Annotated in this window: 20 protein-coding genes and 1 tRNA gene; 5 read left to right on the forward strand and 16 right to left on the reverse strand. The window is 53.5% G+C overall.

Features of this window, described 5'->3' with window-relative positions; genetic code table 11:
* Positions 1–6 precede the first annotated feature (6 nt).
* The 4 genes from Enr10x_RS21100 to Enr10x_RS21115 form a co-directional block, all read right to left on the reverse strand.
* Positions 7–762 (reverse strand): hypothetical protein, encoded by a 756-nt coding sequence (locus Enr10x_RS21100; RefSeq protein ID WP_145112406.1) that lies wholly within the window; start codon positions 760–762, stop codon positions 7–9.
* 504 nt (positions 763–1,266) lie between these two features.
* The gene (locus Enr10x_RS21105; protein WP_145112408.1) at positions 1,267–1,452 is read right to left on the reverse strand and encodes a hypothetical protein; all 186 of its coding nucleotides are present in this window, start codon (positions 1,450–1,452) and stop codon (positions 1,267–1,269) included.
* 298 nt (positions 1,453–1,750) lie between these two features.
* Positions 1,751–1,824, reverse strand: a tRNA-Arg gene (locus Enr10x_RS21110).
* Between the two features lie 139 nt (positions 1,825–1,963).
* Positions 1,964–2,455, reverse strand: coding sequence for a DUF6717 family protein (locus Enr10x_RS21115; protein WP_197996134.1), 492 nt, complete (start codon positions 2,453–2,455; stop codon positions 1,964–1,966).
* A gap of 143 nt (positions 2,456–2,598) precedes the next feature.
* On the opposite strand from Enr10x_RS21115, the gene Enr10x_RS21120 reads away from it, so the two are divergent.
* Entirely contained in the window at positions 2,599–3,063 is a 465-nt protein-coding gene (locus Enr10x_RS21120; RefSeq protein WP_145112409.1) for a hypothetical protein, read from the forward strand.
* A gap of 244 nt (positions 3,064–3,307) precedes the next feature.
* On the opposite strand, the gene Enr10x_RS21125 is transcribed toward Enr10x_RS21120, so the two are convergent.
* The 4 genes from Enr10x_RS21125 to Enr10x_RS21140 all read right to left on the reverse strand — a co-directional run bounded on the left by Enr10x_RS21125 (position 3,308) and on the right by Enr10x_RS21140 (position 8,176).
* A complete protein-coding gene (locus Enr10x_RS21125; protein ID WP_145451291.1) occupies positions 3,308–5,428 on the reverse strand; it encodes an LTA synthase family protein in 2,121 nt (706 codons plus the stop codon).
* Positions 5,429–5,645: 217 nt separating this feature from the next.
* Entirely contained in the window at positions 5,646–6,791 is a 1,146-nt protein-coding gene (locus Enr10x_RS21130) for a M56 family metallopeptidase (protein ID WP_145112413.1), read from the reverse strand.
* Complete coding sequence (locus Enr10x_RS21135; protein WP_145112415.1) at positions 6,788–7,162, reverse strand: BlaI/MecI/CopY family transcriptional regulator; 375 nt, start codon at positions 7,160–7,162, stop codon at positions 6,788–6,790. The genes Enr10x_RS21130 and Enr10x_RS21135 overlap by 4 nt, the downstream gene beginning before the upstream one ends.
* Positions 7,163–7,252: 90 nt before the next feature.
* Positions 7,253–8,176: a DUF1559 family PulG-like putative transporter gene (locus Enr10x_RS21140; protein WP_145112417.1), complete on the reverse strand. Its 924-nt coding sequence runs from the start codon at positions 8,174–8,176 to the stop codon at positions 7,253–7,255.
* Positions 8,177–8,470: 294 nt separating this feature from the next.
* Between Enr10x_RS21140 and Enr10x_RS21145 the strand changes: the two genes are divergently transcribed.
* From Enr10x_RS21145 to Enr10x_RS21155, 3 genes are all read left to right on the forward strand, one after another.
* Positions 8,471–9,151 (forward strand): DUF4272 domain-containing protein, encoded by a 681-nt coding sequence (locus tag Enr10x_RS21145; protein WP_145112419.1) that lies wholly within the window; start codon positions 8,471–8,473, stop codon positions 9,149–9,151.
* Positions 9,152–9,424: 273 nt separating this feature from the next.
* Positions 9,425–10,411, forward strand: a complete 987-nt coding sequence (locus tag Enr10x_RS21150) for a DUF1559 domain-containing protein (RefSeq protein WP_145112421.1) — start codon at positions 9,425–9,427, stop codon at positions 10,409–10,411.
* Between the two features lie 163 nt (positions 10,412–10,574).
* The gene (locus Enr10x_RS21155) at positions 10,575–10,763 is read left to right on the forward strand and encodes a hypothetical protein (protein ID WP_145112423.1); all 189 of its coding nucleotides are present in this window, start codon (positions 10,575–10,577) and stop codon (positions 10,761–10,763) included.
* Here the strand turns inward: Enr10x_RS21155 and Enr10x_RS21160 are convergent, their stop codons facing one another.
* The 8 genes from Enr10x_RS21160 to Enr10x_RS21195 form a co-directional block, all read right to left on the reverse strand.
* Positions 10,764–11,309, reverse strand: a complete 546-nt coding sequence (locus Enr10x_RS21160; RefSeq protein WP_145112425.1) for a hypothetical protein — start codon at positions 11,307–11,309, stop codon at positions 10,764–10,766.
* Positions 11,290–11,505: a hypothetical protein gene (locus Enr10x_RS21165; protein ID WP_145112427.1), complete on the reverse strand. Its 216-nt coding sequence runs from the start codon at positions 11,503–11,505 to the stop codon at positions 11,290–11,292. Before Enr10x_RS21165 ends, Enr10x_RS21160 begins: the two co-directional genes overlap by 20 nt.
* A gap of 14 nt (positions 11,506–11,519) precedes the next feature.
* Entirely contained in the window at positions 11,520–12,662 is a 1,143-nt protein-coding gene (locus Enr10x_RS21170) for a tetratricopeptide repeat protein (protein ID WP_145112429.1), read from the reverse strand.
* A gap of 220 nt (positions 12,663–12,882) precedes the next feature.
* Complete coding sequence (locus Enr10x_RS21175; RefSeq protein ID WP_145451292.1) at positions 12,883–14,157, reverse strand: molybdopterin-dependent oxidoreductase; 1,275 nt, start codon at positions 14,155–14,157, stop codon at positions 12,883–12,885.
* A gap of 428 nt (positions 14,158–14,585) precedes the next feature.
* Positions 14,586–15,536: a universal stress protein gene (locus Enr10x_RS21180; RefSeq protein ID WP_145112433.1), complete on the reverse strand. Its 951-nt coding sequence runs from the start codon at positions 15,534–15,536 to the stop codon at positions 14,586–14,588.
* Positions 15,537–15,689: 153 nt separating this feature from the next.
* Positions 15,690–16,556 (reverse strand): site-specific DNA-methyltransferase, encoded by an 867-nt coding sequence (locus Enr10x_RS21185; RefSeq protein WP_145112435.1) that lies wholly within the window; start codon positions 16,554–16,556, stop codon positions 15,690–15,692.
* A gap of 66 nt (positions 16,557–16,622) precedes the next feature.
* Positions 16,623–19,973 carry a PVC-type heme-binding CxxCH protein gene (locus Enr10x_RS21190; protein WP_145112437.1) on the reverse strand — a complete coding sequence of 1,117 codons (3,351 nt, stop codon included), beginning with the start codon at positions 19,971–19,973 and terminating at the stop codon, positions 16,623–16,625.
* Between the two features lie 168 nt (positions 19,974–20,141).
* Entirely contained in the window at positions 20,142–21,449 is a 1,308-nt protein-coding gene (locus Enr10x_RS21195) for a hypothetical protein (protein WP_145451293.1), read from the reverse strand.
* A 395-nt stretch (positions 21,450–21,844) separates the two neighbouring features.
* On the opposite strand from Enr10x_RS21195, the gene Enr10x_RS21200 reads away from it, so the two are divergent.
* Entirely contained in the window at positions 21,845–24,205 is a 2,361-nt protein-coding gene (locus Enr10x_RS21200; protein WP_145451294.1) for a protein-disulfide reductase DsbD family protein, read from the forward strand.
* Positions 24,206–24,426: the final 221 nt, after the last annotated feature.

The following is a 24,426-nucleotide window of genomic DNA, read 5'->3' on the forward strand; positions in this document are numbered from 1 at the left end:
CTCTGATCAGTTGAGCGTATCCAGAACCTGGTTGAGGTACTGCTTCATCTGGGGATCGAGCTTTTCGTAACCCTTGTCAGACCGGGGCTGGCCCATGGCGTGCCGCATCGCGTTGTGCATCAGGTAGCGGCCCGTATCGAGTTTCATGTGAATCGCATCGCGGTAGATGTCCGTGATCTGATCGAAGGGCGCTTTCCCCGCTTTGATGTCGTTATCCACCTGTTCCAGCAGATCGATGGCGTGGGTCTGTTTGAAGGTGCGATCGGGATATTTTTTCTGCAATGCGGCCAGCAACGCTTTGATATAAGCGGGGCTGTGCTGCAGTTTCCCCGAGACGTCTTTGCTGTCGTATTCCTCTTCCCGGGTCTTGCTGCGAGCCCAGCCGGTATGAATGATGAAGGTCGCTTTGGGCTGCATTTCAATCCATTTGGAAATCGTAGCCACATCTTCAGCGAGGGTGGAACCGTAGTGCGGCTGCACGGAGATCAGATCGTACTGCTTTTCTTTGAGAGCGGTCGGCCAGAGAGTGGAATTTTTCACGCAGGGCTGTTCCGGATGATCAAAGATATAAGGCAGGCTCTTGCCACAATCGACGTGCCACTGCACATCGCCGTCCAGCAGTGAAGGCACGGTATCCCAGGTCAGCGAATTGCCGATCAGGTAGTAACTTTTCGCTTTCTCTTCCGCTTTCAACGCGCTGCCGGCAAAGAGGATTCCGACAGTGGTAAGACAAATCGCGAGCAGGTGGAGCGGCTTCGACATGGGAAGGTTCCTTCTGAGGACAGAAATTGGGAGTTGTGCGGGCCATCCCTGAGAAAACATACCCCCGGCAGGGTTCAAACCTGCGAGCTGTGCTTCAGGAAAGCAACATAACGCAGACAGTCAAAAACAACCGAGGGTATTCACGGAATACAGCACGTATTGTAGCCTCTGCTGTATCCCGAGAACAGCCTGTGCCATATTTGAAACGCATGCGGATGCCTGAGCGTTGATCAATTCATTGATCCGTAGAGAAATATTCAATTACAGTGTGCGGAACTGCTCTCCCAATTGTTGTCTCTGGTGTGCAAGACCATCCGTCGTGCCAGAGATGACCTGACTTCGCTGCTTAGCTTATAACCCGGGTAAAATCACTTTGTTTTAGACACGGAAAACCGCAACAGTTACAATCCACGCTTAGAACGATCCCCGTCTAATCCATACGAGAAATTTCAGCTTAGCAGTAAATCTCAAAATAATTCGGTCTGAACTGAGTCAGGTGAGAATCTAAATGGCGACCACAAACGCAATCACAAAGATGAGAGTCGATGTAATCGTCATTTGCGGTTTCGCCAGCGTCTTGCTTGCCGGGTTATGGATGCGCAGCTTTACATGCAGCGAAGAATTCGTCTGCAGGGCGCCCATTGTCAGACCCTTCAGTATCTGGTCCGGCGTGGGGCGCATTGTTCTCACGTTGCACTCTCGGCCGGTTGGAGGGGTGGGCATTAATTACCTTGGCCCCTGGGATCAGAATGACCGCTGGCAGGCCACACAACAGCGGATGGACCGAGCGATAAGGACAACGCTGGGCTTTGGAGCAGGCAGGATATCGAACGGACAGTTCCGACTGATGATACCGTATTGGTTTCCTGTGCTCTTCGCCGCAAGTCTGGCCGCGACTTGTGGGATCAGTTCACTGCTATTCCGGCTACGCACGACACAGGATGCCTCCCCATCCAATCACAAATGTTGAATTTGATGGGTTTGAGAATACCCCCGGCAGGGTTCGAACCTGCGACCTATGCTTTAGGAAAGCATTGCTCTATCCAACTGAGCTACGGGGGCTGATGTGTCCTAATATAGTTATGGCTCACGGCTTTCGTCAAACGATCGCTTCCCGTGTTTTGAGAGTGACACCAAAATGCTGTATCAGGCTCGCCTGATCGATTCATTTCAACCGTGGATTCAATTCAAGGGCATCGATTCATTTCAAGGGCTCGGCTTTGACATAGAGCTCCGGGGGTGCTTTCTCGTAATATTTGAACATCGCAGGACAGATCCAACCTTCCATTTCCGAATCAGAGAAGCGGTAATAGTTCCCGCCCCGGTCACCGCGGAGCCAGACCAGTTTTTTCTGGTAGTCGGGAAAGGGGTTGGAGGAAAAGAGCAGACGAAATCCTTTGTCGGCGTCAGGGATGTCTTTGACGATCACATCGATCATTTCCGGCACTCCCGCCACGAAAGGCTCCTGCACGAGACCGGCGGAACTGTCGTCGAAGACCCAGGTTCCCTGATGCTTGTAAGGCGCGATGATCATGATCGCATTCTGCCGCGGCAGCGAATTTCCGAACGGCAGCAGCCTGAGCTGCCAGGCAACGCCGAGGGCAATCAGAATCAGCCCCAGTGTGAGCAGGCCCAGACGCCCCCAGTTCGTGTGACGGGTATTTGTTTCCTGCGGATTGGGTTCGTCAGACATGCGGTGTTGCTCCTGAGGGATCTATCAGTTGTCCGTTTCTACCAGTTTAACTGATTGTCCGTCAAAAGCGAAAACATTGTCTCACCACAATGTAATTGACGACATTAATTGAAGTATCAGTTTTTTGTGGTGGATGAGGAAACGTGGCGAAACGCAAACCAAACGAACAAACGAATGTCAATCAGTGGGTCGCCGCCTTTTGCGGGTTGATTCTGGGCATTTTGCTCGAAGCGATTCTGGGCGGCTATGCCTGGATGGAGACCGGGCCGATGCTCCGGTTTCAGAGCGGCGTGCGGCTGCCCGTCATCGGTCCTCTGCTGGGAGGCGCGCTGGCTTACCTGTTTGCGCTCCATTATGGACAGGTCAAATTAAAAGGAGCGCTCAAGCATTCGATTATGGGTGCGATTGCCGGGCTACTGATCGGCTATGTTCTGGGAGCCCTGGTACTGGCCCCCCTGATGGCCCAGCAGGATCCGTATTACAACTTTCTCAGAAGTAAGGTCACTGCGGGCTATACCCGGTATTTTATCTTGAATGGCATGCCCTTATGCGGGATAATAGGTTGTTTGATTGGTCTCATCTACAGCGTGAAACTGAAACGGCGTTGACGCCATGCTGGATTTCTCGAAAACAGTTCGAATCACTTTCACCAGAGTCATACGATTTCTTGGTCTGACATTCCTTTTTCTGATTGTAGCTTACGTCATTAGCATCGGACCAGTTTACGCGTACCTGCTTACCCCTCGAGGTCCTCTTTCCCTGGAAACCAGGTACCAGATCATGAGCTTGTACTCTCCGCTTTATGTTCCCTGTGGTAATGACCCGATCAGCCTGGCGTTCATCCAATATATTTCATTCTGGATCAAAATTGCTGCTTGTTTCTAATGTATAAGCTCGATCGTCTTTCTGAGATCCAGTGACTTTCAAGTCGGGAAACCAGCGATCAGAGTAATACAGTTCAAAGGCAGACTGAAAGAGTGCAATCGCATTGTGTACCATTTCCTGGTCCGGGGTTGCCTGCTGATCCAGCTGATGATTCGCGCGATTCAGTTCAAATTCTTCTGCCGATTTTCCAAAGCCGAGAACGACCATCTGATTGTCAGAGTTGAGCAGCGCGACATCATGATTATGCTGCATGATCGCCCGGCCGTGTTTCGGATCTGCCTGGAGCACATCATAGCCGAAAAAGACGGAACGATAGTCACTCCCCAGCCGCCCCAAAATGGTCGGAGCGATGTCCAGCGAACAGCCCAGCGTACTGCAGCGTTCCCCCTGCCCTTTACCGCCAGGCTGAATCATCAGCACCGGGACGCGATAGGAGCTCATGGGAAACAGCTGGCTGCCGGAAACCCGGGCGCCGTGGTCCCCCATCACGACAAAAAGCGTGTTCTGATAAAACTCGTGACTTTGTGCTTCACGAAAGAAGTAGCCCAGTGCCCAGTCGGCGTATTTCACCGCGTTATTCCGTGTCTGTTCCATATTGGGAATGCGACCTTCCGGGTAAGTATAAGGCCTGTGGTTGGAAACGGTCAGAATCGTGGCGAAGAAGGGACGTCCTTTCGAGTGCAGCTGGTCAATTTCCCCCAGTGCCTTGCGGAACAGGTCTTCATCGCTGACCCCCCAGGCGTTGGCAAACAGAGGATTCTTGAAATCAGACTGCTCAATAAAGTGATTGAAGCCGTTGGCCTTCATAAAGGACCGCACGCCATCAAACAGGCCCCGGCCCCCCGTCATGAACAGTCGCTCATAACCCCGTGCCGCGAGTACGTTCGCCAGCGTATAAACCCGCTCGGAATGATCGCGTTTCAGTATCGACTCGGTCGGGATGGGAGGCATGGAGGTCATTACGGCTTCCAAAACACGTGCCGTTCGGTTTCCGGTCGCATAGAAGTTGTCGAACAGCAGTCCTTTTTTGCTCAGCTCGTCGAAATGGGGCGTCAATCCCCGGTTATCCCCCAGGACGCCGATGAAGTCAGACCCCAGGCTCTCTTCCAGAATTAAGACGACGTTATAGTCCTGTCGTGGTTTCCCGGTCGCAACCACACGGTCCACGGGGTTACTCGAACCCGATTTCAGTTCATCGCCGGTCCCCACGATCTGTTCGCGCAGACGCTGATTGACTTCCTCGTTCTCCAGCGTCAGATAATTTTTGTTGAAGTCGAAATGGCAGGTCCAGGCGTAATACACAAAACTGTACAGCCCGTTCCAGGAACATTCATTCGCGACACGGTCCCGGCTGATTTGCCTGCTCTCCGCACTGGTGGAAGACCAGAGCACGGCGATCCCCGTCAACACGGCTGCAAAAAAGCCAAACCGGCGACGAAACGGCATCGGTGACGAGATCTGATTCTGAAAGTTTTTCCGTAGCAGAAACCAGCAGCAGCCACCAATCAGACCCACGACTGCCAGCAGTTCCACAATCGGGTAGGACTGCCAGATGTTACAACAGACTTCGGTCGGGTAGACGATGTATTCAAAGGCAATATAGTTCAACCGCGACTGAAACTCATCAAAGAAAATGTATTCCGCGATGCAGATCAGGGGCAGAAACAGAAACGCAATGATCCAGGTCAGATCGAGCAGAGCCCGGTTGAAGCGGCCGGTAATCCGTCGATCGGAGGTGAATGTAAAATGTGTCAACTGGGGAATGATAAAGCAGAGTGCCACCAGCACATCGTATTGCAGGCCCACCAGAAAGACAGAAATTCCCTGGGTAAAGGTCAGTTTGTGCAGGTCCGCATAAGTCAGCACCATGGCCGAGCGGAGCACCAGCAGGTAGGTCAGTGTGATCGCAAAGATGATCGCCAGCACGGAATAACGGCCCGACCAGGCTGCGAATGCCTGATACCAACGCCTCGGCAGAGAGCGAGATTTCTCCGTTCCGCTGGCAGTGGCATTAGATTCTCTGGACGCCTCCGCATCCGTTCCCGGCAGGTTTAGAATCTGATCGGCAGGTAAGAGCACTTTCGACATAAATTGAATATCCTTATTCCCCAAAGCTCATTGCGTTCCTGCAAGAGCGTCATTTCGAATCGACAACTCCGAAACTTTTAGTAGTTCACGTTAAATCAAAGTACCAACGGTTCGTCGAATACTATCGCAGGCAGTTCAGCAGCCTGGGATCCAGCCGGCTCAACTCCTAAAACTATAGTATTCAGACGCAAATTTTTTTTGGCGGGTACGGGCGTTTTTACCGAAGAGAATCGGGGGACGCGATTTGGCGGGTGCTGTTTTGTTTTAGCAGTTCGTGTAATTCCATCCGGCCGTTATAGGCTTCAAAGTCATGCACTGAAACTCCGAAATCATGGAGTGCATCAGCGGACCAGGTCGGCCAGGGAGACCAGCTGGCCCGGGGAGATGCCAGCACATCCACGGGAAGCCAGATCAGAGCAATCAGCAAGGTTGCCAGTGCGAGACTGAAAGCAGCAGTGCCGCCGGAAATGGAAATCTTTTTACGGGCAGAATGATTTCTGGCAATCTGAGTCAGGCGACGCGCCCGGCTGGCGATGATACTCTGCCCGCGGCCAAATGCCAGGGGAGTAGGAGTTTCATCTGCCTGGGTTGCACCATATTCAATGATCGTCAGTAGAGTACGCAGGTATTGTGCAATTTCCTGTGGCGTCTGAATGGCGGCTTCGTCACAGGCAAATTCCCGACACAGAGCCGACTGCTGTGAGGCCCACCAGACCATCGGATGAAACCAGAAAATGACTTCCACCAGTCGCTGCAGAAAGAGTTGCAAAGGATGCCCCGTCTGGAGATGTTCCAGTTCGTGCCGAATGACAAAATTGAACTTCTGTGTTTCAAAACTCAGCAGAAACTCGGGAATCACAATATAGGGATAGTGTAACTGAGAACAGAAAGGAGTGCTCAGCCGATCTGTGGTCAGGAAGCGCACCTGTTGCTTCCCGGTGAGGTTCAGCCTCCGGAAAAGCTCTTCCAGGGTTTCCTGCGAAACATAATCCGTGATCTCAACCGGCTGACAGGATTTGAGAAAGCGGTTCACCTGAAATGCCCGCAACAGAAAGACAGCCAGAGACAGGATCGTCCCTCCCAGCCAGATCCAGAACAGTACATTTCCCAGTTGCATTTCGAAGCTGACCAGGGTCGAGGCATGATCCGAGCTCATTTGCTGCCAGGGACTGAAGAACCGGGGATGTGGCAAGAGGACCGAAACCAGAATCAGCATCAGCAGAATCCCGTAACAGACCGTCCAGAGACGGCTCTGAACCCGTTCACTGTCTACCAGGCGGCCCAGCCAGTGGGAAACGATGATCACAATCGCGACCTGCACTGTCAGCGAAACAACTAATTCCAGAAACTGTGTGGAACTCATGTATCTGACTCCAATGACTGGATGGCGAGTTTCAATTCTTCAATGTCTGACTGCGACATGGAATCGCCTTCGACCAGGCTGAGTACCAGCGATTTGACCGATCCGCCAAACAGCCGCTCTGTCAGATCTGCTGCCATACTGCGACTGATTTTTTCCCGGGACACAATGGGTTCATACTCGTAGGCGCGGCCCTTTTTCTTTTTACGGACGACGCCACGTGTCTCATCGAGAATTTTGAGAGTCGTCATCACAGTCGTATAGGCCAGTGGTCGCTCCAGCGAATCAACGACTCCCTGAACAGTCACCCGGCCTTTGCGCCAGACAACATCCATGACTTCAAGTTCACATTTTGTCAGATGAAGTTTTGCCATCACAATGGTTCCTTTTAATCGACATCAGACCAATCGTCAGTATCGATCTGCAATTCGGGCCATCCGGCCATAAACTGTCTGCTTAAGTCCTTATTGTGCTAATCGGCGCGCCATCTGTTGATACGTTCTCGAATCGATGGAATCCGAGACGAATCGAACTCGACCGTCACCCCACAAAAAATTAGTGCCGCCCGGATGGCGACTCGAAAATTCACATTCATCACATAATTTACAGTTGGGAGATGTCATGGCACTCCCCAGGAGACGGCAGGCCGCATCTTCTCCAGCCGCATCCACCCCCAGCCACGTGGAGGGCACCATAGACATCGTACGTTCGCCCACAAAGAGCGTATTACTTAACCCGCGCTGCAGGTGAGCAAAGGTGATTGTCTGCGAATGGATCAAGGCACCGTCCCCGGGTGGGGGAGGCACACCATCGTCTGCTTCCACAGTGCCATACACGCCGACATAACTGCCGGTCGGCAGTTCGAAAATCGGCGGAATTGCCCCACCAGAGGGATTCTCAGGATACAGCAGGAACGTCGGATCAAAAATGTCAGACGGACAGAGAAAACTGGCGATAGATGTCTTGCGGGCAGACTGATTCGCAGGATCTCCCAGAACCCGATTGCGATCGATGCTGGTATAGATGGCTCGCTGCTCCAGATAAGGCAGGAGTGGTACCGACCAGCCGTAGAGGGATTGTCGGGTCGCTTCAAACTGCCACCCTGCCGGCAGGCAACGGTGGGTCTCGTGATAACTGTGGAGTGCAATTCCCACCTGCTTGAGCTGGTTTTTGCACTGTAATTGACGCGCTGCTTCACGTGCAGAACCGACGGCAGGCAGAATCAGACTCATGAGAGTCCCGATGATACCGCAGGTCACCAGCAGTTCCAGGACGGTGAAACCTGTACGGGAACTGGAATGCGACCTCTGTCGCTGCTCTCCTGGCGCAGCAGAAACCTGCTGCGAGCAGATTGAGTCGTCGCGGAGGCCCACACGTCCCTGATACATGTTTGAAAGTCCTTTTCGCACCGTTCGATTCCATTTAAGGGCCGCTTTTTACTAAGCCTTTAGTATCATGTCAAGAGGAAGCAGAATCCGCGGAAGTCCTCCCCGGACCAGGGTGAACAGAATCTTCATTTCGAAGCACTCTTGAACGAACTGAAAAAGTAGCCGTAAACCAGTGGCGGTCAATTGACTTCCGTCTCTAAACAGACCACCATGAAACCGTGTTCAGGTATTCTGATACCAGAATGCTGACCGGAGAGAAAATTCACCAACCTTTTCTTGACCATGGGATAAAACATGATTGTGCAACAGGGCCCCTCAGAAAATCAGTCAGAACCGCAGGAAGCGGAAGCCAGAAAGCAACGCTCCCACGCGATTCTCAAAGCGGAGCAGGTTCCCTTTATCGATCATCTGCCCCTCAGAGAAACAGAAGCCGAATCCCTGCGACGGACGACGGAAGAGGTCGCGCTGAGAGCGATGGCATTATGTATCGTTTCTGTCAAAGGGGAAGGGCTGGAACAGGACATCGTGGAACGGCTGGTGGATGATTTCCAGCTGGCCGATACATTCTCGCCGGACGAAAAGAAATTCATTGCCGATCCGGATCCCGATCAAATGCTGCGCGTCCAGTTTGCCTGGCGTTACGAAACCTATTGGGTGCTGTTATGGGCACTGGAATTCATTGATGAACTCCCGCGACCGGATCAGATCTGCGATGTCCCGGCCGCTGTCGCCTGCTTGCGCGATCTGGGTCGAGAAGGCTTCCTCGAACAGGCCAGTCTACGGCCCCAGAGTGAAATCCTGGATGCAGCGGATCTGATTTACCGTTATCACTGGGCGGTCGTCGATGCCCGGTTGAAGCAGCAGGATGCCCCGGCTCAACTGGACGGAGGCGTGGTAATGGAACGGCACTATGCCCTGAACTGGCTGATCGGTTATCAGAATCAACTGTGGGACGATATATCAACGGATACCTGAGACGACAGTACCAATTTTCACTGTCTGTAACAGTGCTTCCCTCATTTCCCTGCCGGATCTGCAGAGCGTCATCAGCCGAAATCGAAGAAGTATTCATACTTCGCTCACGATTTATTAACACTCTAAAGTTAGGATGCGGTCCAGCATCAGGAAAGGGCTCCCGCGCCCTGTTCCCTAAGGTCAGACAAGACCCATACCGGCACACCCCGCCTTGATAAACTAATTCGCTGCTCTACATTCCATACGACTTTCTCACTTTAAGGAGACTGGAAAATGAGGACGTTACGTCCATTTCCTACCCCCGCTACCGGTACGCACCAACGTCAAGCTGCCAAACGTCAAGGATTCACACTGATTGAACTGCTCGTCGTGATTGCCATCATCGCCATTTTAATTGCCCTGCTGTTACCCGCAGTTCAACAGGCCCGTGAAGCGGCCCGCCGCACCCAATGTAAAAACAATCTGAAACAGATCGGTCTCGCGTTTCACAACTTCCATGACGTCTTCGATCGTCTGCCGACAGGTGCCCGCGACGGTGCCGGTTCATCTTATGCCTGCTGTAACGCCACCGCCCGGGAAGGCTGGAGCTGGCTCTACCACATCCTGCCTTACATGGAACAATCCACCATCTACGATGTAGGGACCGATGCCGACCCGAACGGCACCTATCCCCTGGTAGGTCGCAAAGGTGTGAAAGCCTATTACTGTCCCAGTCGCCGCAAGGTGACTTCCTATGGCAGTGGTTACTACCGCAGCGACTATGCCGGCAACGGCGGTCAGCGCGAGGGGGGCGTCACGAGTACGCTGAGTATCGGTAAACGGGGCGTCGTCGTCAGAACGGACTCCAAAGAAGTGCGCATCAACGATATTAAAGATGGTGCTTCCAACACAATCATGGTGGCGGAAAAAGCACTGAACCCCGATCGACACGGTCTGGACGGAGGTGACAACGAACCCTGGGTGAACGCCGGCTGGGACGAAGACATCGTCCGTCACGGTGCCGGTAGAACCAGTGCCGGCGTCGAATACGGGCTGACTCCCCTGCCCGACGTCAAAGCGCCAACCGACACGGTTGCCGTGATTGACAAGGGGGGCGTCTCCTGGACGAACTGGCATCCGTTCTTCGGTTCAGCCCATGACGGCGGCATGAATGCCTGCCTGGCGGATGGTTCGGTTCGGCTCATCAACTACAACATCGACGGGGAAGTCATGCGTCGGATCAGTCTGACCGATGACCGACAGCCCCTGGAAAACTTCTAACGCAGCGTTTTAGATCGACTGCGTTTCTGCCTGCATCATCGTGAGCGCAGGGCATCTGATGGTTTCCCCCCCGGAGCCTGATGATGCCCTGTTTGAATTTTTCCCCTGATGCGGCTCCCTTGATTCAATATTACTTTATCGTTCTCTACCCAAGGAAACTGCTGTGAAACTGATGTCTTATGTTCTACTGTTTGTGACTACCTGTCTGTTTACTGCCTGCGGCTCCGATGCGCCGCTGGATTCGGGCGACATCACTCCCGATGTGCAGACTGAAATGGAAAAAGAAAAGCAGGAAGTGTTTGACGCGGAAGCAGCACATCGCGCTGCCCAGGAACAACCAAAGAAAAAGTGATCACGTTGTGTCTGTACCCTGCGTCATAGATTGAACACAGTAATCGATAAATTCCCTGAGGCACCAGTCCTGCTGCCATGCCAGTAAGAGGACATCACGTGGAACATGGCAATTGAATTCCTTATGAATCTCCATTCCCACAATTAAGGGTGTCAGATCATCGAAGGGTCCCCAGAATAACAGTGAAGAAGGATCTTCAGGATGTAGTGGGGGTGGATTTTCCAGCCCCTTTTCCAGACAAATGGCATCAGAAATGATTTCTGCAATTTTCTGGTGACGTGATGTAGCAAAACCAGAGGAGATACTGGACCAGTCCGCAATCTGTGGACGAGCCTCAAGCTGTTCAACGATCTCTTCGGCGATGGGCTCCAGGATCTCATAATAATGCTTCCGCCAGCGAATGTGTCGCAGTATCCATGAAGGAAACCAGCCGAGGAGTGGAATTCGTCTGAATTTTGCTTCTCGGCTCTCCGGAGAAGGAGCTGGATAGCCTGGCGGAGGCCAGACCAGGGGATACTTCAAGGGTTCATACTGATAGTCGTTCATCTCGATCCTGATCGGAGTGAATCACCTGGGCAGCCAGCTGGCTGTTCAGGTTTTCTGCAATGATCGCTCCTGAAATCAGCACGGCCCCGGACAGCATCACCAGTCCATTGGTAATGATTCCGAATGCGAGCAGAATAAATCCCCCAATTAAGACCAGCTTGTTCAGCAGGCTGTTATGTTTGATGACTTTCTGCATTCTCAATTCCTTTTTCAACGGGCCATCGCGGCGGCATAGCGTTCCATAATCAGCGTGCTGTCCGTCGCTTTCAGACGGGGTTCAACCAGTTGATAGAGTTTCTCTGCTTCCCGGGGATCCCCCAGTTCCGCCAGGGCAATCGCCAGGAAGCCTCGATTGAAATCAACAAACAGCTGCAGCATGGGCTCGCTGTGCGAGATGGGCAACAGGAGAGACTGGCACTCGTGAAACAACTTTTCGGCCTCATTTGGTCGTCCCTGATTCAGAGCCAGAATGCCTTTGAGGTAGGGGAGCATGAATTTCAATAACTCGCTCAAGTGCTGCTGCTCCGCCTCTGCCATGAGCTGTTGCGCGAGTGGCAGATTCTGCTGATATTTGAGCAGTGCATAGGCATAGTCCAGCTGAACGGTCGGATTGTCGGGAGCGGCTTCGTATGACAGGCGATGACATTCGATGACCTGCTCACCATCTTTAACGACCTCATATAGTTCGGAGAGTCTCCCCAGGTACATCCAGCGCGGGATATCCTGAATCTCTTCGAACTGTTCTATCATATCCATGCCTTCCTCGAATTTCCCCTCCGCTGCCAGTGCCACGGCATGGCGGCATGCCAGTTCAAAACCGGGGATTTTTCCGCGCAAGGTAGGGCAAAGATCAATGACTTCGTCCCAGAGCCCCCAGGCAAACGCCTGCATTAACTGCTTGTATTTCCGGGCAGGAGATAAATAAGTGTACCAGAGAGTGATGACCAGCGGTAATAAAACGACCACCAGCAATCCCAGATCGATCGCGTCCAGCTCTTCAACATTACCGAACCACCCGAGCTGGTAATGCCAGCGGTAGACAAAGGCCAGAATGACCAGCAGATAAAACCAGCGCGACTGCCAGTAAGCACGCCGCAAAGTGAACAAAAACTGCTGGAAATCACTGAGGTGCTGCATCTGAACCAGGTCCGCTGCAGTCAGATGTTCTTCCACATCGTCATTGGCAGGGAACAGGTCGGTCGTCGCAGCAAACACGTCATCGCTGTGGAGTACGATATCGCTATAACCGTTCTCTTCAAATTCGTTGCAGGCCTGCTGGGCACTGTCAGCCGTCACTCGATGCGTGTCCCGTTTTCCGTGTTGATCCGTAGCGGTAAGCAGATAGACGGGCATGGGTTAATCCTGCTTCTGAAATGATTGAGATGAAACTTTTTTTCAGCGGGGAAAAGTGAATTGAAATTCAGAGACGTGATAATTCGCTATTAGACACCACCTCACACCATCTGCACAACAGCATCGTCAGTTCTATTTCCGAATTTGTAAAATGTGAATTATATGTTGATTATCGATTCCATTTTCGTTGGCTGAATCACTGCGAATTCATTGTGGTGACTCAACCCGTCACCACAATGTCCTTCTTCTCGATGGCCACGTGTCCCGATTTCCTAAAGGGGCGCGGCAGGGGTTGGGCTTTGCCGTTGGCGTCGATGGTGCGGCAGCGAAGTGTGTATTTCCCTGCCGGCAGGCCGGGTAAGAGAATCGCCCAGTGGGCTTTCATTAATGGCATGGGCCAGGCATCCGGTTTTCCAGTTCCGTTGTCGAAGCCGATGGTATCGGATGGGATTCTGTTTTCCGGCAAGTCACCGCCCCACTGGTCAGCCACTGGTGCTGAGAGGATTTCCGCATCGACCCAGGGTGCGGTGGTGAAGTAAGTATCATCCTGGGGAAAGCTCTCACCATTCTTTTGTATCCAGACCTGAACCTTCGCCAGCCCCGCGGTTCCCGCCTGCGCATAGCCGGTAATGGGAATCGGCTGCTGTGGCTTGACCTCTTTGGGGAAAGAAAGCGTGGACGCGTACGTCTTCAGCGTGCTGTCGATGTCATTGTTCCCTTTCGCATAAGTATCGTTCGCGTGAAAGAGATTCGAAAAATAAACGTGCGTCAGCCATTTCACATTTTTGAAGCCATATGATTCCGGAACCAGCATTCGCACGGGCGCACCACGTTCGGGAGTCAGCCACTGGCCGTTCAACTTATAGCAGAGAATCACCGGCGGCAGTCCCGGGGGATCTTCCAGGACACGATCGATGGGGAGCGAGCTTTGAAAGATCTGTTTCGGATCGTCGTTATGATAGCCTTTGAAAAACACGCGGCGGATATTATCGCGCGGTTTCGTCAGCCAGAGAATTTCACGCAGGGGGACGCCTTCCCAGATACCCGTCCCCAGCGGATCCCGGATATTCAGACAGGTCATCACCTTGGAGAACCGGACCGCGTGCTGTTCCCCCAGCTTGAGCAGCGTTTCAAAGTCGAGGGCGTTTCCTTTTTCTTTCGTGAGCGGATTCCCCAGCCGCGCCTTGTGCTCCGGATCGCTGATGACTTCCAGCGACCAGGTATCGCGGGTCAGACCGACCTGCTTCCGTTTTTCTTCGCTCAACGTATGCGGTTTGGGATTCCCCCGCGAAACGTCACGAAATGACTTCGGAACGGTGAGGTTGGTCTCCAGCCGCTCAATGGCCTGTTGCAGCACAGGATCCCGACCTGGTGCTTGCGCCTGCAGTTGATTAAGCGCGGTCAATCCGGTTGCCCCTGCGACGCCGCATTTTAAAAAGTAACGTCGGGACAGCTGAGTATGTTCTGCCAGGAACTGGTCAATCGTGTCTGCCATACTCGCACCTCTCTGAAAAGGATCCGAAGTTTCAGGTAGCGTTTCTAAATTCGGATGGTCTATACTAAAGTCGTTTCAACCGGGGCTAACGCCCTGCGACTAATTTTGCTTTTCTGCTGTTGAAGATCTATTAACAAGAGTAACAGCATACCCTCGGCCAAGGTGAATACTGACAGAGCTAACGCTGTCGACTTCATGGTCACGCAGAAAACTAATAAATAAACACTACCTGGCACTCCATTGTGATGAGTCTGACTGGAGAACGTCAATAACTGACTTCCGGATTCGTCAGTTCAGGCTGCGTTTCGGGTCGATATTTCTCTCCCTCTCAACTGCTTTGGGGCATAAAAAAACATCGCGGACCGAAATCAACGATGTCTGTTCTGATTCAATTTTCAAATGCGTTTCGAGACTTTCGCTCGTCGAAGTTACTCCGGTACGACGGGTGAAACGAAATCGGCTGGTTTGAATGTCAGCACGGAGCAGTTGACCTTTTCCAGCATCCGTTCGGCGGTATTGCCGATGAAGAAACCGCTGATTCCGGAACGGGCGAGTGTGCCCATGGCGAGCAGATGCACTTTGCGTTCGGCGATAAATGCGGGAATGGCGACCTCGGGAGAACCTTCGAGCACATGCACCTGGACGCCGTAAGTCAGCGTGCGAAAATCGGTTTGCGCCAGCTGCTCGTTGAGTTCGTTCTCGATTTCGGTTTTGATGTCTTCCGTGCACTTTTTCAGAGTTTCTTCATTGACGCCCAGCCCCGCAAGTCGTTCGTCGAGTCGCGTATCGATGGCATGCACCAGGTGCAGTTTCATGTCGGCCACCTGGGCGCAGGAAACCATGAAATTGAGGATGTCGCTACTGACTTCACTCAGATCACTGGCGATGACGATTTCGGGAACTTCGGGTTCTTCATCAATCTTGACGGCAAACACCGGACAGGGACACTGACGGAAGAGGTTCATCACGGTGCCGCCAAACAGGCGACCGGTAAATCCATGCGGACGTGTTCCCACCAGAACCATGTCGTGTTTGTTGTTGATCACTTCGAGAATGATTTCCCGCCACGGATGACCGAAGGCAACTTTGGAAGAACTTTCGACTCCCTGCTCTTTGGCCTGTTCAATCAACTTGCTCATCACCTGGTGGGCTTCGTCTTCCACGTTGTGCGTCAGATGATCCCGATCCTCTTCCAGCAGGTGCTTGGTATGCGCCGACAGATCCATGGCTGCAAAGAATTCGAGCCGGGCATTGAACATGGCTGCCAGCCAGACGGCCCGTTCGACCGCTTCGGCAGTCTGTTCGTTTAACTCCTCTGCCACCAGGCGATCCGCGTGAGTCAGATCGACTCCGACCAGGATGGAATTGATATTTTGCATGGGCTTTCTCTCGTTGTATTGTTGAGCTTAATCCGGACTCTCCGCATTCATTATGACAGAAGTCAGATCAGGTTCCTAGTTGAAATCCAGAGTTGAAATGTGAGTTATACAGACTCTACCTGATGAATGCCAATGCACGGCGGGTTGTCGAGACTATTGTTTCGGCTTTTGCATCAGCAGAATGAATTCGTGGACTTTATTCACACGAAAGACAGAAGGGAAGCCCAGGGGTCTGAGATTATTGTACTCAGCCTGACGGTTCCAGATGATCAGATCATCGTAGATCATCCCGATCTCCTGCAGACGGGCAGCCAGATCGCTGTGAAACGGGAAAAAGCGGCTTTTCTTGCGGAGATCCATGACGATCACACAGCAATACCCCCCGGGCCTGAGTGCGGTCTGCACTCCTTGAAAGACATGTGACAATTCCTGCAGGAAGTCTTCGTAATCTTCCACAACTCCCAGGTCGTGTTCATGATTACCATAATGCCTGACCTCCTTATGGTCGGCCGAACGTCTCTGATTCAATACGTTCCAGTAGGGAGGCGAAGTAATACAGAGGTCCACACTGCCCGGCGACACGTAGTCCGCAAGATGCAACGCGGAACCATGAAGGATGCGGGACTGAGTCCCCTGCGCCTGATCAGTGTTTGTCTCGTCCCTGGTTTCCGTGAGTTCTGTCAGTCGCTGGCTGGCGATCTCGGCATATTCGGCAGAGAGTTCCACGCCAATGCCCGTTTTCCCCATCTTTTCCGCCGTGATCACGGTGCTGCCGGAGCCGGCAAACGGATCGAGAATCACCTCCCCATCCAGGGGCAGAAAGGTTTCGATCAGGCGCTCGACCAGCATTTCGGGGAAGATGGCGGGATGTTTGAGTCGGCCTTCCTCGGTCGATTTACGGATGTCGCTCCAGACGCTGATCGAATTCTGAATCCAGCGCTTGCCGTCCAGCTCATTATAAGGAGGCGGCAGCGTCCTGGTTCGTTTCTTTTTGGCTGGTTTCGGATCAGAAGTCGACACGCGAGCAAAGCCTCCTGCTGAAGAACGGGTCACTCAGTCATCTCTACTGCCTACAGGGTACCCGGTTTAGAGACTTTGTAAATAGGCATTCAGGTCAGCCAGGTCCTGGGGTGTCAGATCCTTGAGCAGCCCTTTCGGCATGAGTGAGGAATTTTTCTTGCTTTCAAAATCAATTTCATCCGCTTCAATGCGCGTTGTCTGGTTATTCGAGTCGCGGAGAGTCAGCCCATCCACCGAACGGTAAACCACCAGACCGGTATAGACTTTGCCGTCCACCGTGCCGATGACCGTCGTCTGATAGCGGGGAGAGACATCCCGGTCGGGAGAGATAATCGCGGTGAAGATGTCGTCTCGCGAAAACCGCCGGGCCACTCCGGTTAATGCGGGTCCCAGGGCACTCCGGTTTCCGTGACACTGCACACAGGCGCGTTTACGGAACAGGGCTTCGCCCCGTTCCCTGCTGCCCGTCTCCCAATCGACGTCAGCCAGCATGGCGTTGATTTTTTCCGTCTCAGCTCCTCCCTGCTGCAACACTGCTCGATAGACGTCGGGCCAGGTCTTCGCGATCCAGTCTTCCCAGGCCTGAATCAGGGCGCGGCCTTTTTCGGGATCTGCCAGATCCTCAATCGGACCGAACTGCTGACCGGTCCAGCTCTGCAGCAGCGGAATGATCCGTGCCTGCAGATTTTTCTCGCGTTTGTCATGCCCCAGGCGACGCAGGGTGGCGAACAGCCGCACGGTCTCGTCGGGCTGCTCAGGCGGCGCCAGTTTTTCCAGGGCCGAGACACAGGACTCGAGGACTTCAATCTGCGACGACGACAGCCCTTTCAGGAATTTGTCCCGATCCTGTTCTTCAGGCTGAGCCGAAAGCACCGCCAGCACGGCCGGCTGGAGGGCAAAATCATCGTAGAGGTCGCGAATCATTTCCCGATGTTCCGGCTTGGTCGATTCACCAAAGACGAAGATCACATCACTGTTCCACTGAAAGTCGGGATCGGCTTCTATCTTGCGTTCGAAGGCGGCAATCGCTTTGTCCAGAAACTGCGGAGGCAGTTGACTGAGAAACAGCACGTGTCCCGGCAGACCGAAGTCCGGCTGTTCCACAATCTGTCGGGGCAGGTCGGCATCGATCTTGACCAGCCGGGTGTAGAGTTCCTTAAAACGATCATCCCAGTTCGTATCCTGGGGGAGATTGAGCTTGAGCAGTTTCTCGTCGATGTGCACCAGGGCACTGGCGATTTTCTTTGACTGTTCCCGGCTGCGGTCACTGGGGATGCGGGCGGATACAATCAGATAATGAATATCGGTTACCGGATCAGAATCAGCAGTAATTTTCGCCAGAATACGATCCAGCAGCTTCGGATTGTAAGGCGCGAGCATCGCCAATACTCGAGCCAGTTCATGGTCGAGCACCTCATGGCTGCTGGGGAACGCATCCATTAAACGAATGCGGATCGGGTCCAGGTGCCGTTCGTGTTCGCTCAGATCGACACCGTTGGCATAGCCATCAAAGACCGCGGCCATTTTGGTCGGCGGCCCCAAGTCGCCGAGCCCCAGTTGAATCAGTCGCAGGGCTTCGAGTCGCAGATCGGTCTGGTAATCGCCTTCGAAGACGGTGATCCCGGTTCGCACTGCCAGTGGAACGACACCGCCCCCCTGTTTGATGACCGACGCATAGGCGAGTGTGATCAGCGCGGCACCTTCATCCGGTTCCACCCGTGATGAAAGTGTTTTGAAATCTTCCTCACTCAACGTGGCTGCGGCTCGGGCTGCGGTCTGGCGCACATAACGGGCCGTCGCACCCAGATTTTTCTGTAATCCCTCCAGACACGCACTCTGGTCAATCTGATCCCCCAGTTGCAGGAGGCTCTCCAGGGCAAAGCGGTTCGCCAGGTCGGACTCATCTTTGAGCAGCACATTCAGCCATTCGGCTTTCCGGGCCGGTTGATCATGGTAAGCCAGGGACCAGGCCAGCCGGGCACGCACCCGCTCTGATTTGTCCAGAATCAGACGCTCGACAATCCGATCCGGGAAACCGCTGTGTTGTTCGGTGACAATTTCAATCGCCCGCACGCGCTGCTCATCCGGGCGGCTGCTGTCGAGCGCTGCACGATAGAAGTCTTCCGGCTGGAGTGCTTTCGCCAGGGGAAGCCAGTTTTCTCTCGACCAGCTGCTCAACGGCTGGGGCGCAGAGAGGCAGGCATCGAGTTCGGCGGGAGCTTTTACGGTCTCTTCGCTGGAGTTCACAGCATCGTCAGCAAGCGCAGGTTTTCGGGCCGCGACCGGGCCGACATAATCGATCCGGAACACACTGCCTCGCGTGCCGCGACCTCCGACGCTGACATAGAGCGCGCCATCCGGACCGACGGCCAGATCAGTGGGAGCAAAGCCGAACTGCCCGACTCCGGTGATGAATTCGGTCGGCTCGCTGGCATAGCTGCCGTTATAGTTCTCCAGTGGAATCGCATGCACACGACCGAAAGTCCAGTCCGCTGTGAACAGAGCGCCCTGATATGCAGCGGGAAAACTGCGGTGCCGATAGCAGGTGACTCCGGTGGGCGAGCCTCGATGAAAGGCAGCGACCGCGGGAGGCATGTCTAAAAACGTATCCGGGCGTTTCCAGCTGCGACTCCGCCAGCCGGCATTGGAACCGGGGAGCACATGAAAGACTCGCGTGGGCCGGTACCAGGGAAGCGAAATATCCCGCTCACCATCGCTGTCATAGGTGAAGACATCGCCGTTCGCTGAAAAGGTAAAATCATAAGCGTTGCGGAAACCGTCGGCGCGGACTTCTCCTTTGGTGAGATCGGGAGTCAGCCGCATCAGCGTGCCGGCATAGGGTTTCCTGACGGGTGAGTGATCGAGCGTGATATATTTTTCATCGATGCCCGCGGTGTTACCGAGCAGCAGATACCACCAGCCATCCGGTCCCTTCTGAATGGAATGCGTATTGTGTTCGCCGCCGGTGCGGGTTTTCAGGAAGACATCCGGCTTGCCGTCGGCGCGGTCGTCCGCATCCTGATCGCGATAACGGATCAGGCCGGCGTCTCCGGTGCAGAGCAGATCGCGTCCCAGGAAGTACATCCCCTGGGCGCCGCTGGCAGGCCCGTCGGCGTACTGTTTGAATGAGTCGGCCACGCCATCCTGATCGCTGTCGATGAGGATGCGCACATAACCGGGACCGGAAACGACAACGCGTCCCAGTGAATCGACGGTCATGCAATAGATATCGTGTGCCAGATGATCATCGGCGAAGAGTGTCGCGCGAAATCCTTCCGGAACCTTGAGTCCCGGGAAACTGCCGGTGGGCTTTGTCTGTGCGAAGAGTGATTGTGCTCCCGCCAACACACAGATGAACCCTACTCCGAGTCGATATCCAGTTCGTCTGGCGGGGCGTCGTGTATCAGAAAACCGCATTGTGCCTCATTTGGTTTGTGGTTTGAATTCTCAAAAGATCCCGATCACTGAACCAGAAATCAGCCAATGCCAGGTCTGAATGATGTTTTATTCCTCGGCAGTATCATAGTGCCTGCCAACGGTTCAAAGCAATCCCCGCTGAACAGAGCCTCAATGCTCTTACGTGGATTACGGCTTCTGGGCAGGGGAAGTTTTCCAGAAATCGGGAAGCGGCTGGAGCGTTTCTGCAACAATTTGCAGGATGGCCGTCCGTTCCGGGTGGGGGAAGTTCTCTGGATCGACGTCCCACTCCTTCACCAGAGTCGCAGCGTCTGCGTTCAGGAATTCATAGATATCCTGAAGGACCCGAGTCCGTACGGCTGCGGGCATTTGATTGAAACTGTCGGTGTAGATCAGGTAACTCAGACGATACTGGAACAGCCGGGTTTTCAGATCGAAGTCCTTCAGTGAACGTCCCCGGGAATCCCGTTTGCCCTGCCCGGAGAACCAGCTTTGATAATCGGTGGTGCCTTTTACGGGAGCCGTTAACCGGGCTTCATCCAGAAAGAGCAGATACCGCACGAGTCTCTGTCGGGCGTCCGATTCCAGCCCCAGTTGATGTTCCATGCTCACGCGGGTGATCAGATTATGGGCCTGCACCTGGTGGTCCAGAATCAGGTGTGCCACCAGATCGGAGTGGGGATTGAGGTATTTGCTGGTATCGAAAAACTGGTCGACGTGTGTCAGATTGGTGCGCAACGCCGGATTCGTCTTGGATTCGGCAATCGTCTCTCTGCCAAACAGATTCCCCAGATGCGTCATCTCACCATGAGTGCCGGTGACGTACCAGCCGCCCCAGCGTTTTTCCAGCGGTTTGTCGTGGGTGATCTGTGAATAGCCGGAGATCGGGCGTCCGTGGTCATCGGTCACAAACGAGCGAACGAGCAACCCTGGCACTCGAGAACTGGAATCGCCGGCGTGACAGGCCAGACAGCGTTCCGAACGGACAAACCGGGGCCGGGCAGTCGCTTCGAGTTTCAGTTCATAGAAGATCGTTCCCCGCACTGGGTCGAGGGAGGCCAGTTCCATCGACTTCGCCCCGGGCACCCAACCCAGGTAGACATCGTCATTAAAATAGACGACCCGAGGATTTTCCGGATTGATAATGCGGGGATTGAGGGCCGTCTTGGAATAGACCATCAATTGGGATGACTCGGGAATCTCCAACTGTCGCAGTACGTCACGCAGATAACCCCAGTCCGGATCGAATTTGAGTTCCCGTTTTTGTCGCGCCAACTGTTCGTTGAGCTGAGTCACCGGATCTGTCAGAGGCCCCGTACCATATTCCACCGGCTTTAATCCGTAAGGAACAGGGGCCCTAAAGTCAATCTGCTTCAAAGGTTTCGCTGGTTTGGGAGCGACCAGCGGTTCCTCACCCTTGGTAAAACCCACCAGCAGGATCAGTAGAATTCCAGATGTCAGCAGATATTGTTTCATTGATACGGAGCGCCAATTGATCAATTCACGTTGATGGGTTAAGATATTGGTACACAAGAAGTTGTTCAATCACAGCGGGATGACTCTTCCCAGTTTACCAGAATCAGAGTCAAAGTGTGCGGATCTGGTAATCGATTGTCAGTGTTGACTCAAAAATCTAAAATCCGTAAGAAACGGCAAGGTTTTGTAACTTACTTCACAGAAGAAATCAGCCCTGTCACCGATATCATTCTATACGTTGTATAATTTAACAAACAGGCTCACCGAACCGTTAGTGTTTTGTCAGACCTGAATTGACTCGCACGCTTGTTGGCGTGCTCGTCTGGTGTCGACTTCCTGTCCATTCAGGATCGATAAACATTACGTCTTATTACCGAGTTTTCTGGAAGGGTTTCATGTTGAAAACTCCCCGCCGCAATATCGCCATCGTCTCCTGCCTGACCATCCTCGCCTCCCTGCTCTGTCTTTCCCAGACCCTGCCCGCTCAGAAACCATCTCTGCCCGATCTGTTTGGCCAAAAACAGGCAGGTACAACCAATCAGAGCGCAGCGAAAGCGGAAGTCAGCGTCAGCCTGTTGCCGCAGGATGCGAAAGCCGGCGATACGGTGACCCTCTCGCTGACGATGCTGATCCCCGAGGGATCTTACTCTTACTCCACCAACCCGACCTTCGGGGGCGCGACCAAGTTTGTCATCGAGGAAGCGAAAGGCTTGACCGCCGTTGATCAACACTTCAACGCCGACCATCCTCCCAAGACGGTCTTCGAACCGCTGTTTGGCAAAGAGATCGAAAAATACACCAAAAGCGTGATCTGGACGCGACGGTTCAAAGTCAATGCCGACGTCAAGGATCCGAGCCAGGTACTGATCAAAGGACAGATGCTCTACCAGGTCTGCGATGCAAAAAACTGTGTCCCTTCCCAGTTTGCTTTTACCGAGACGCTTTCCGGCAAGCAGGAGAGCGCTCCGCTGTCGCTCACCATCGTACCGGAACGGCGTAAAGTCCCTGATCCGCTTTCATTGAATTTTGAACTGGAGCCGTCCGCTGCCAATCCCGAAAAGCTCGTGGATCTGAAAATCACGATGAAGCTGAACGATCCGGAGTTCCACACCTTTGCTCTCGATCAGGATAAGACCCAGGCGGGCCTGCCGACTCACATTGAAATCTTCAAGCTGGAAGGTTTGAAACCGGTCTCCAGACAGTTCACGGCGAATCCGGAACCCGAAGAAGAGACCCACGACGATATTCATCAGCGGACCCACTACAACGAAGTTACCTGGACGCGTCAGTTCGAACGTCTGCCGGAAGCGAAAGAGATTGGCCTGGAAGGAAAACTGACGTACCAGATCTGCAACAAGGGAAGCTGTCGGCGTCCAATGCCGATCGAATTCCAGCTGGGAGATATTACCAACGCCCAGCCGGTGGCGATGTCCTCGCTGGCAGAACTCAACAGCGACAGTGCAGACGACGATGAGATTATCATCAGCTCTGAAGAATCGAACCGCAGCCTTGGTTCCGTTCTGTTTTTTGCCTTCCTGGGCGGTCTGATTCTGAACGTGATGCCCTGCGTACTGCCGGTGGTGGCGATCAAAGTCATGAGTTTTGTGCAGCAGGCAGGCGAAAGCCGGATGCGGATTTTCCTGTTAAACATATTCTATTCACTGGGAGTGCTGTGCGTCTTTTTGAGCCTGGCCTCGCTGGCGGTCTTTGCGGGTTTGGGCTGGGGCGGGCTGTTCCAGAGTACGAAATTCAATATCATCATGGCCTGCATCGTCTATGCAATGGGCCTGAGCATGCTGGGCGTCTTTGAAATTCCGGTGCCGGGCATGGTCGGTTCTGCTGCAGGCGGGCAGCAGAAAGAAGGATTGACCGGTGCGTTCCTGACCGGGATCCTGGCGACCCTGCTGGCAACCCCCTGCAGCGGTCCGTTCCTGGGACCGGTGCTGGCCTGGTCCGTCCAACAGACTCCTCAAATCACTTACCTGGTCTGGCTGGTGATGGGACTGGGGATGGCTTCACCTTATCTCGTTTTCAGTGTCTTCCCGAATGCAATCAAATTACTGCCCAAGCCAGGCATGTGGATGGTGCGGTTTAAAGAATTTTCCGGCATCGTGCTGATGGGCGCGGTGATCTTTATCATTTCGTTCCTGGATGAATCACTGACCATTCCCGTGCTGATCATGCTGCTGGGGATTACCACCGGCCTGTGGATGATCGGCAGTCTGTATTCGCACAGTTCCCCGATGCGGCTGAAGATGACCGTACGGGTTATGGCCCTGCTGCTCACTGCCGGAATCTGCTACTTCGGCTATAACATGAGTCAGAAATCAACTAACGACCTGCCCTGGGTCCCCTTTAATGCCCAGGAACTGAAGAAACTCCGTTCGGAAAATCGCACGGTACTGATTGATTTCTCAGCAGAATGGTGCCTGAGCTGTAAGAGCAACGAGAAATTTGCGTTGAATACTCCAGAGACACTGGAAATGGTCAAGAAATACGACGTCGTCCCGATGTACGCGGACTACACTGACGAATCGCCGGCGATCAAAGAATGGCTGGATAAGTTTGAAAGCATCAGCATTCCCCTGACGGTGATCTTCCCCGCCAATCGCCCCAACAAACCAATCATCATCCGCGACGTGTACACGCAGTCCACTCTGTTGAGTGCACTCAAAGAAGCGGTTGATGACTCTCCCACCAATAAGCCCCCCACGAAACAGGCGATGGTTTCCACCAGGAGTACAAAAACAGACTAGAGGTCCTCTGGCCTGCGTGGGTGACCGAAACTCCTGAAGCGAAATTGAGTTCAGGAAACGCATCAACGCTTTCCGATTCCTGAGTTTTATTGTAAGGTATCAATCTGTCTGCGAACGGGCTCTGCCCGTACGTTTCAATGACTCTGTTTTTTATCAATCTGAGCGGCATGGCGCTAGCCACCGGTAATCGAAAGCTCCTTACCGGCGGCTAGCGCCGTTCC

The sequence above is a fragment of the Gimesia panareensis genome (assembly GCF_007748155.1).
Taxonomy (GTDB): domain Bacteria; phylum Planctomycetota; class Planctomycetia; order Planctomycetales; family Planctomycetaceae; genus Gimesia; species Gimesia panareensis.

What these genes read in the sequence shown, in the direction of transcription:
- Enr10x_RS21145 (WP_145112419.1), top strand. Translation starts at nt 8,471, where the DNA reads ATGATTGTGCAACAGGGCCCCTCAGAAAATCAGTCAGAACCGCAGGAA.
- Enr10x_RS21150 (WP_145112421.1), top strand. Translation starts at nt 9,425, where the DNA reads ATGAGGACGTTACGTCCATTTCCTACCCCCGCTACCGGTACGCACCAA.
- Enr10x_RS21200 (WP_145451294.1), top strand. Translation starts at nt 21,845, where the DNA reads ATGTTGAAAACTCCCCGCCGCAATATCGCCATCGTCTCCTGCCTGACC.
- Enr10x_RS21170 (WP_145112429.1), bottom strand. Translation starts at nt 12,662, where the DNA reads ATGCCCGTCTATCTGCTTACCGCTACGGATCAACACGGAAAACGGGAC.
- Enr10x_RS21135 (WP_145112415.1), bottom strand. Translation starts at nt 7,162, where the DNA reads ATGGCAAAACTTCATCTGACAAAATGTGAACTTGAAGTCATGGATGTT.
- Enr10x_RS21165 (WP_145112427.1), bottom strand. Translation starts at nt 11,505, where the DNA reads ATGCAGAAAGTCATCAAACATAACAGCCTGCTGAACAAGCTGGTCTTA.
- Enr10x_RS21180 (WP_145112433.1), bottom strand. Translation starts at nt 15,536, where the DNA reads ATGCAAAATATCAATTCCATCCTGGTCGGAGTCGATCTGACTCACGCG.
- Enr10x_RS21130 (WP_145112413.1), bottom strand. Translation starts at nt 6,791, where the DNA reads ATGAGTTCCACACAGTTTCTGGAATTAGTTGTTTCGCTGACAGTGCAG.
- Enr10x_RS21140 (WP_145112417.1), bottom strand. Translation starts at nt 8,176, where the DNA reads ATGTATCAGGGACGTGTGGGCCTCCGCGACGACTCAATCTGCTCGCAG.
- Enr10x_RS21175 (WP_145451292.1), bottom strand. Translation starts at nt 14,157, where the DNA reads ATGGCAGACACGATTGACCAGTTCCTGGCAGAACATACTCAGCTGTCC.
- Enr10x_RS21195 (WP_145451293.1), bottom strand. Translation starts at nt 21,449, where the DNA reads ATGAAACAATATCTGCTGACATCTGGAATTCTACTGATCCTGCTGGTG.
- Enr10x_RS21125 (WP_145451291.1), bottom strand. Translation starts at nt 5,428, where the DNA reads ATGTCGAAAGTGCTCTTACCTGCCGATCAGATTCTAAACCTGCCGGGA.
- Enr10x_RS21190 (WP_145112437.1), bottom strand. Translation starts at nt 19,973, where the DNA reads ATGCGGTTTTCTGATACACGACGCCCCGCCAGACGAACTGGATATCGA.
- Enr10x_RS21115 (WP_197996134.1), bottom strand. Translation starts at nt 2,455, where the DNA reads ATGTCTGACGAACCCAATCCGCAGGAAACAAATACCCGTCACACGAAC.
- Enr10x_RS21100 (WP_145112406.1), bottom strand. Translation starts at nt 762, where the DNA reads ATGTCGAAGCCGCTCCACCTGCTCGCGATTTGTCTTACCACTGTCGGA.
- Enr10x_RS21160 (WP_145112425.1), bottom strand. Translation starts at nt 11,309, where the DNA reads ATGAACGACTATCAGTATGAACCCTTGAAGTATCCCCTGGTCTGGCCT.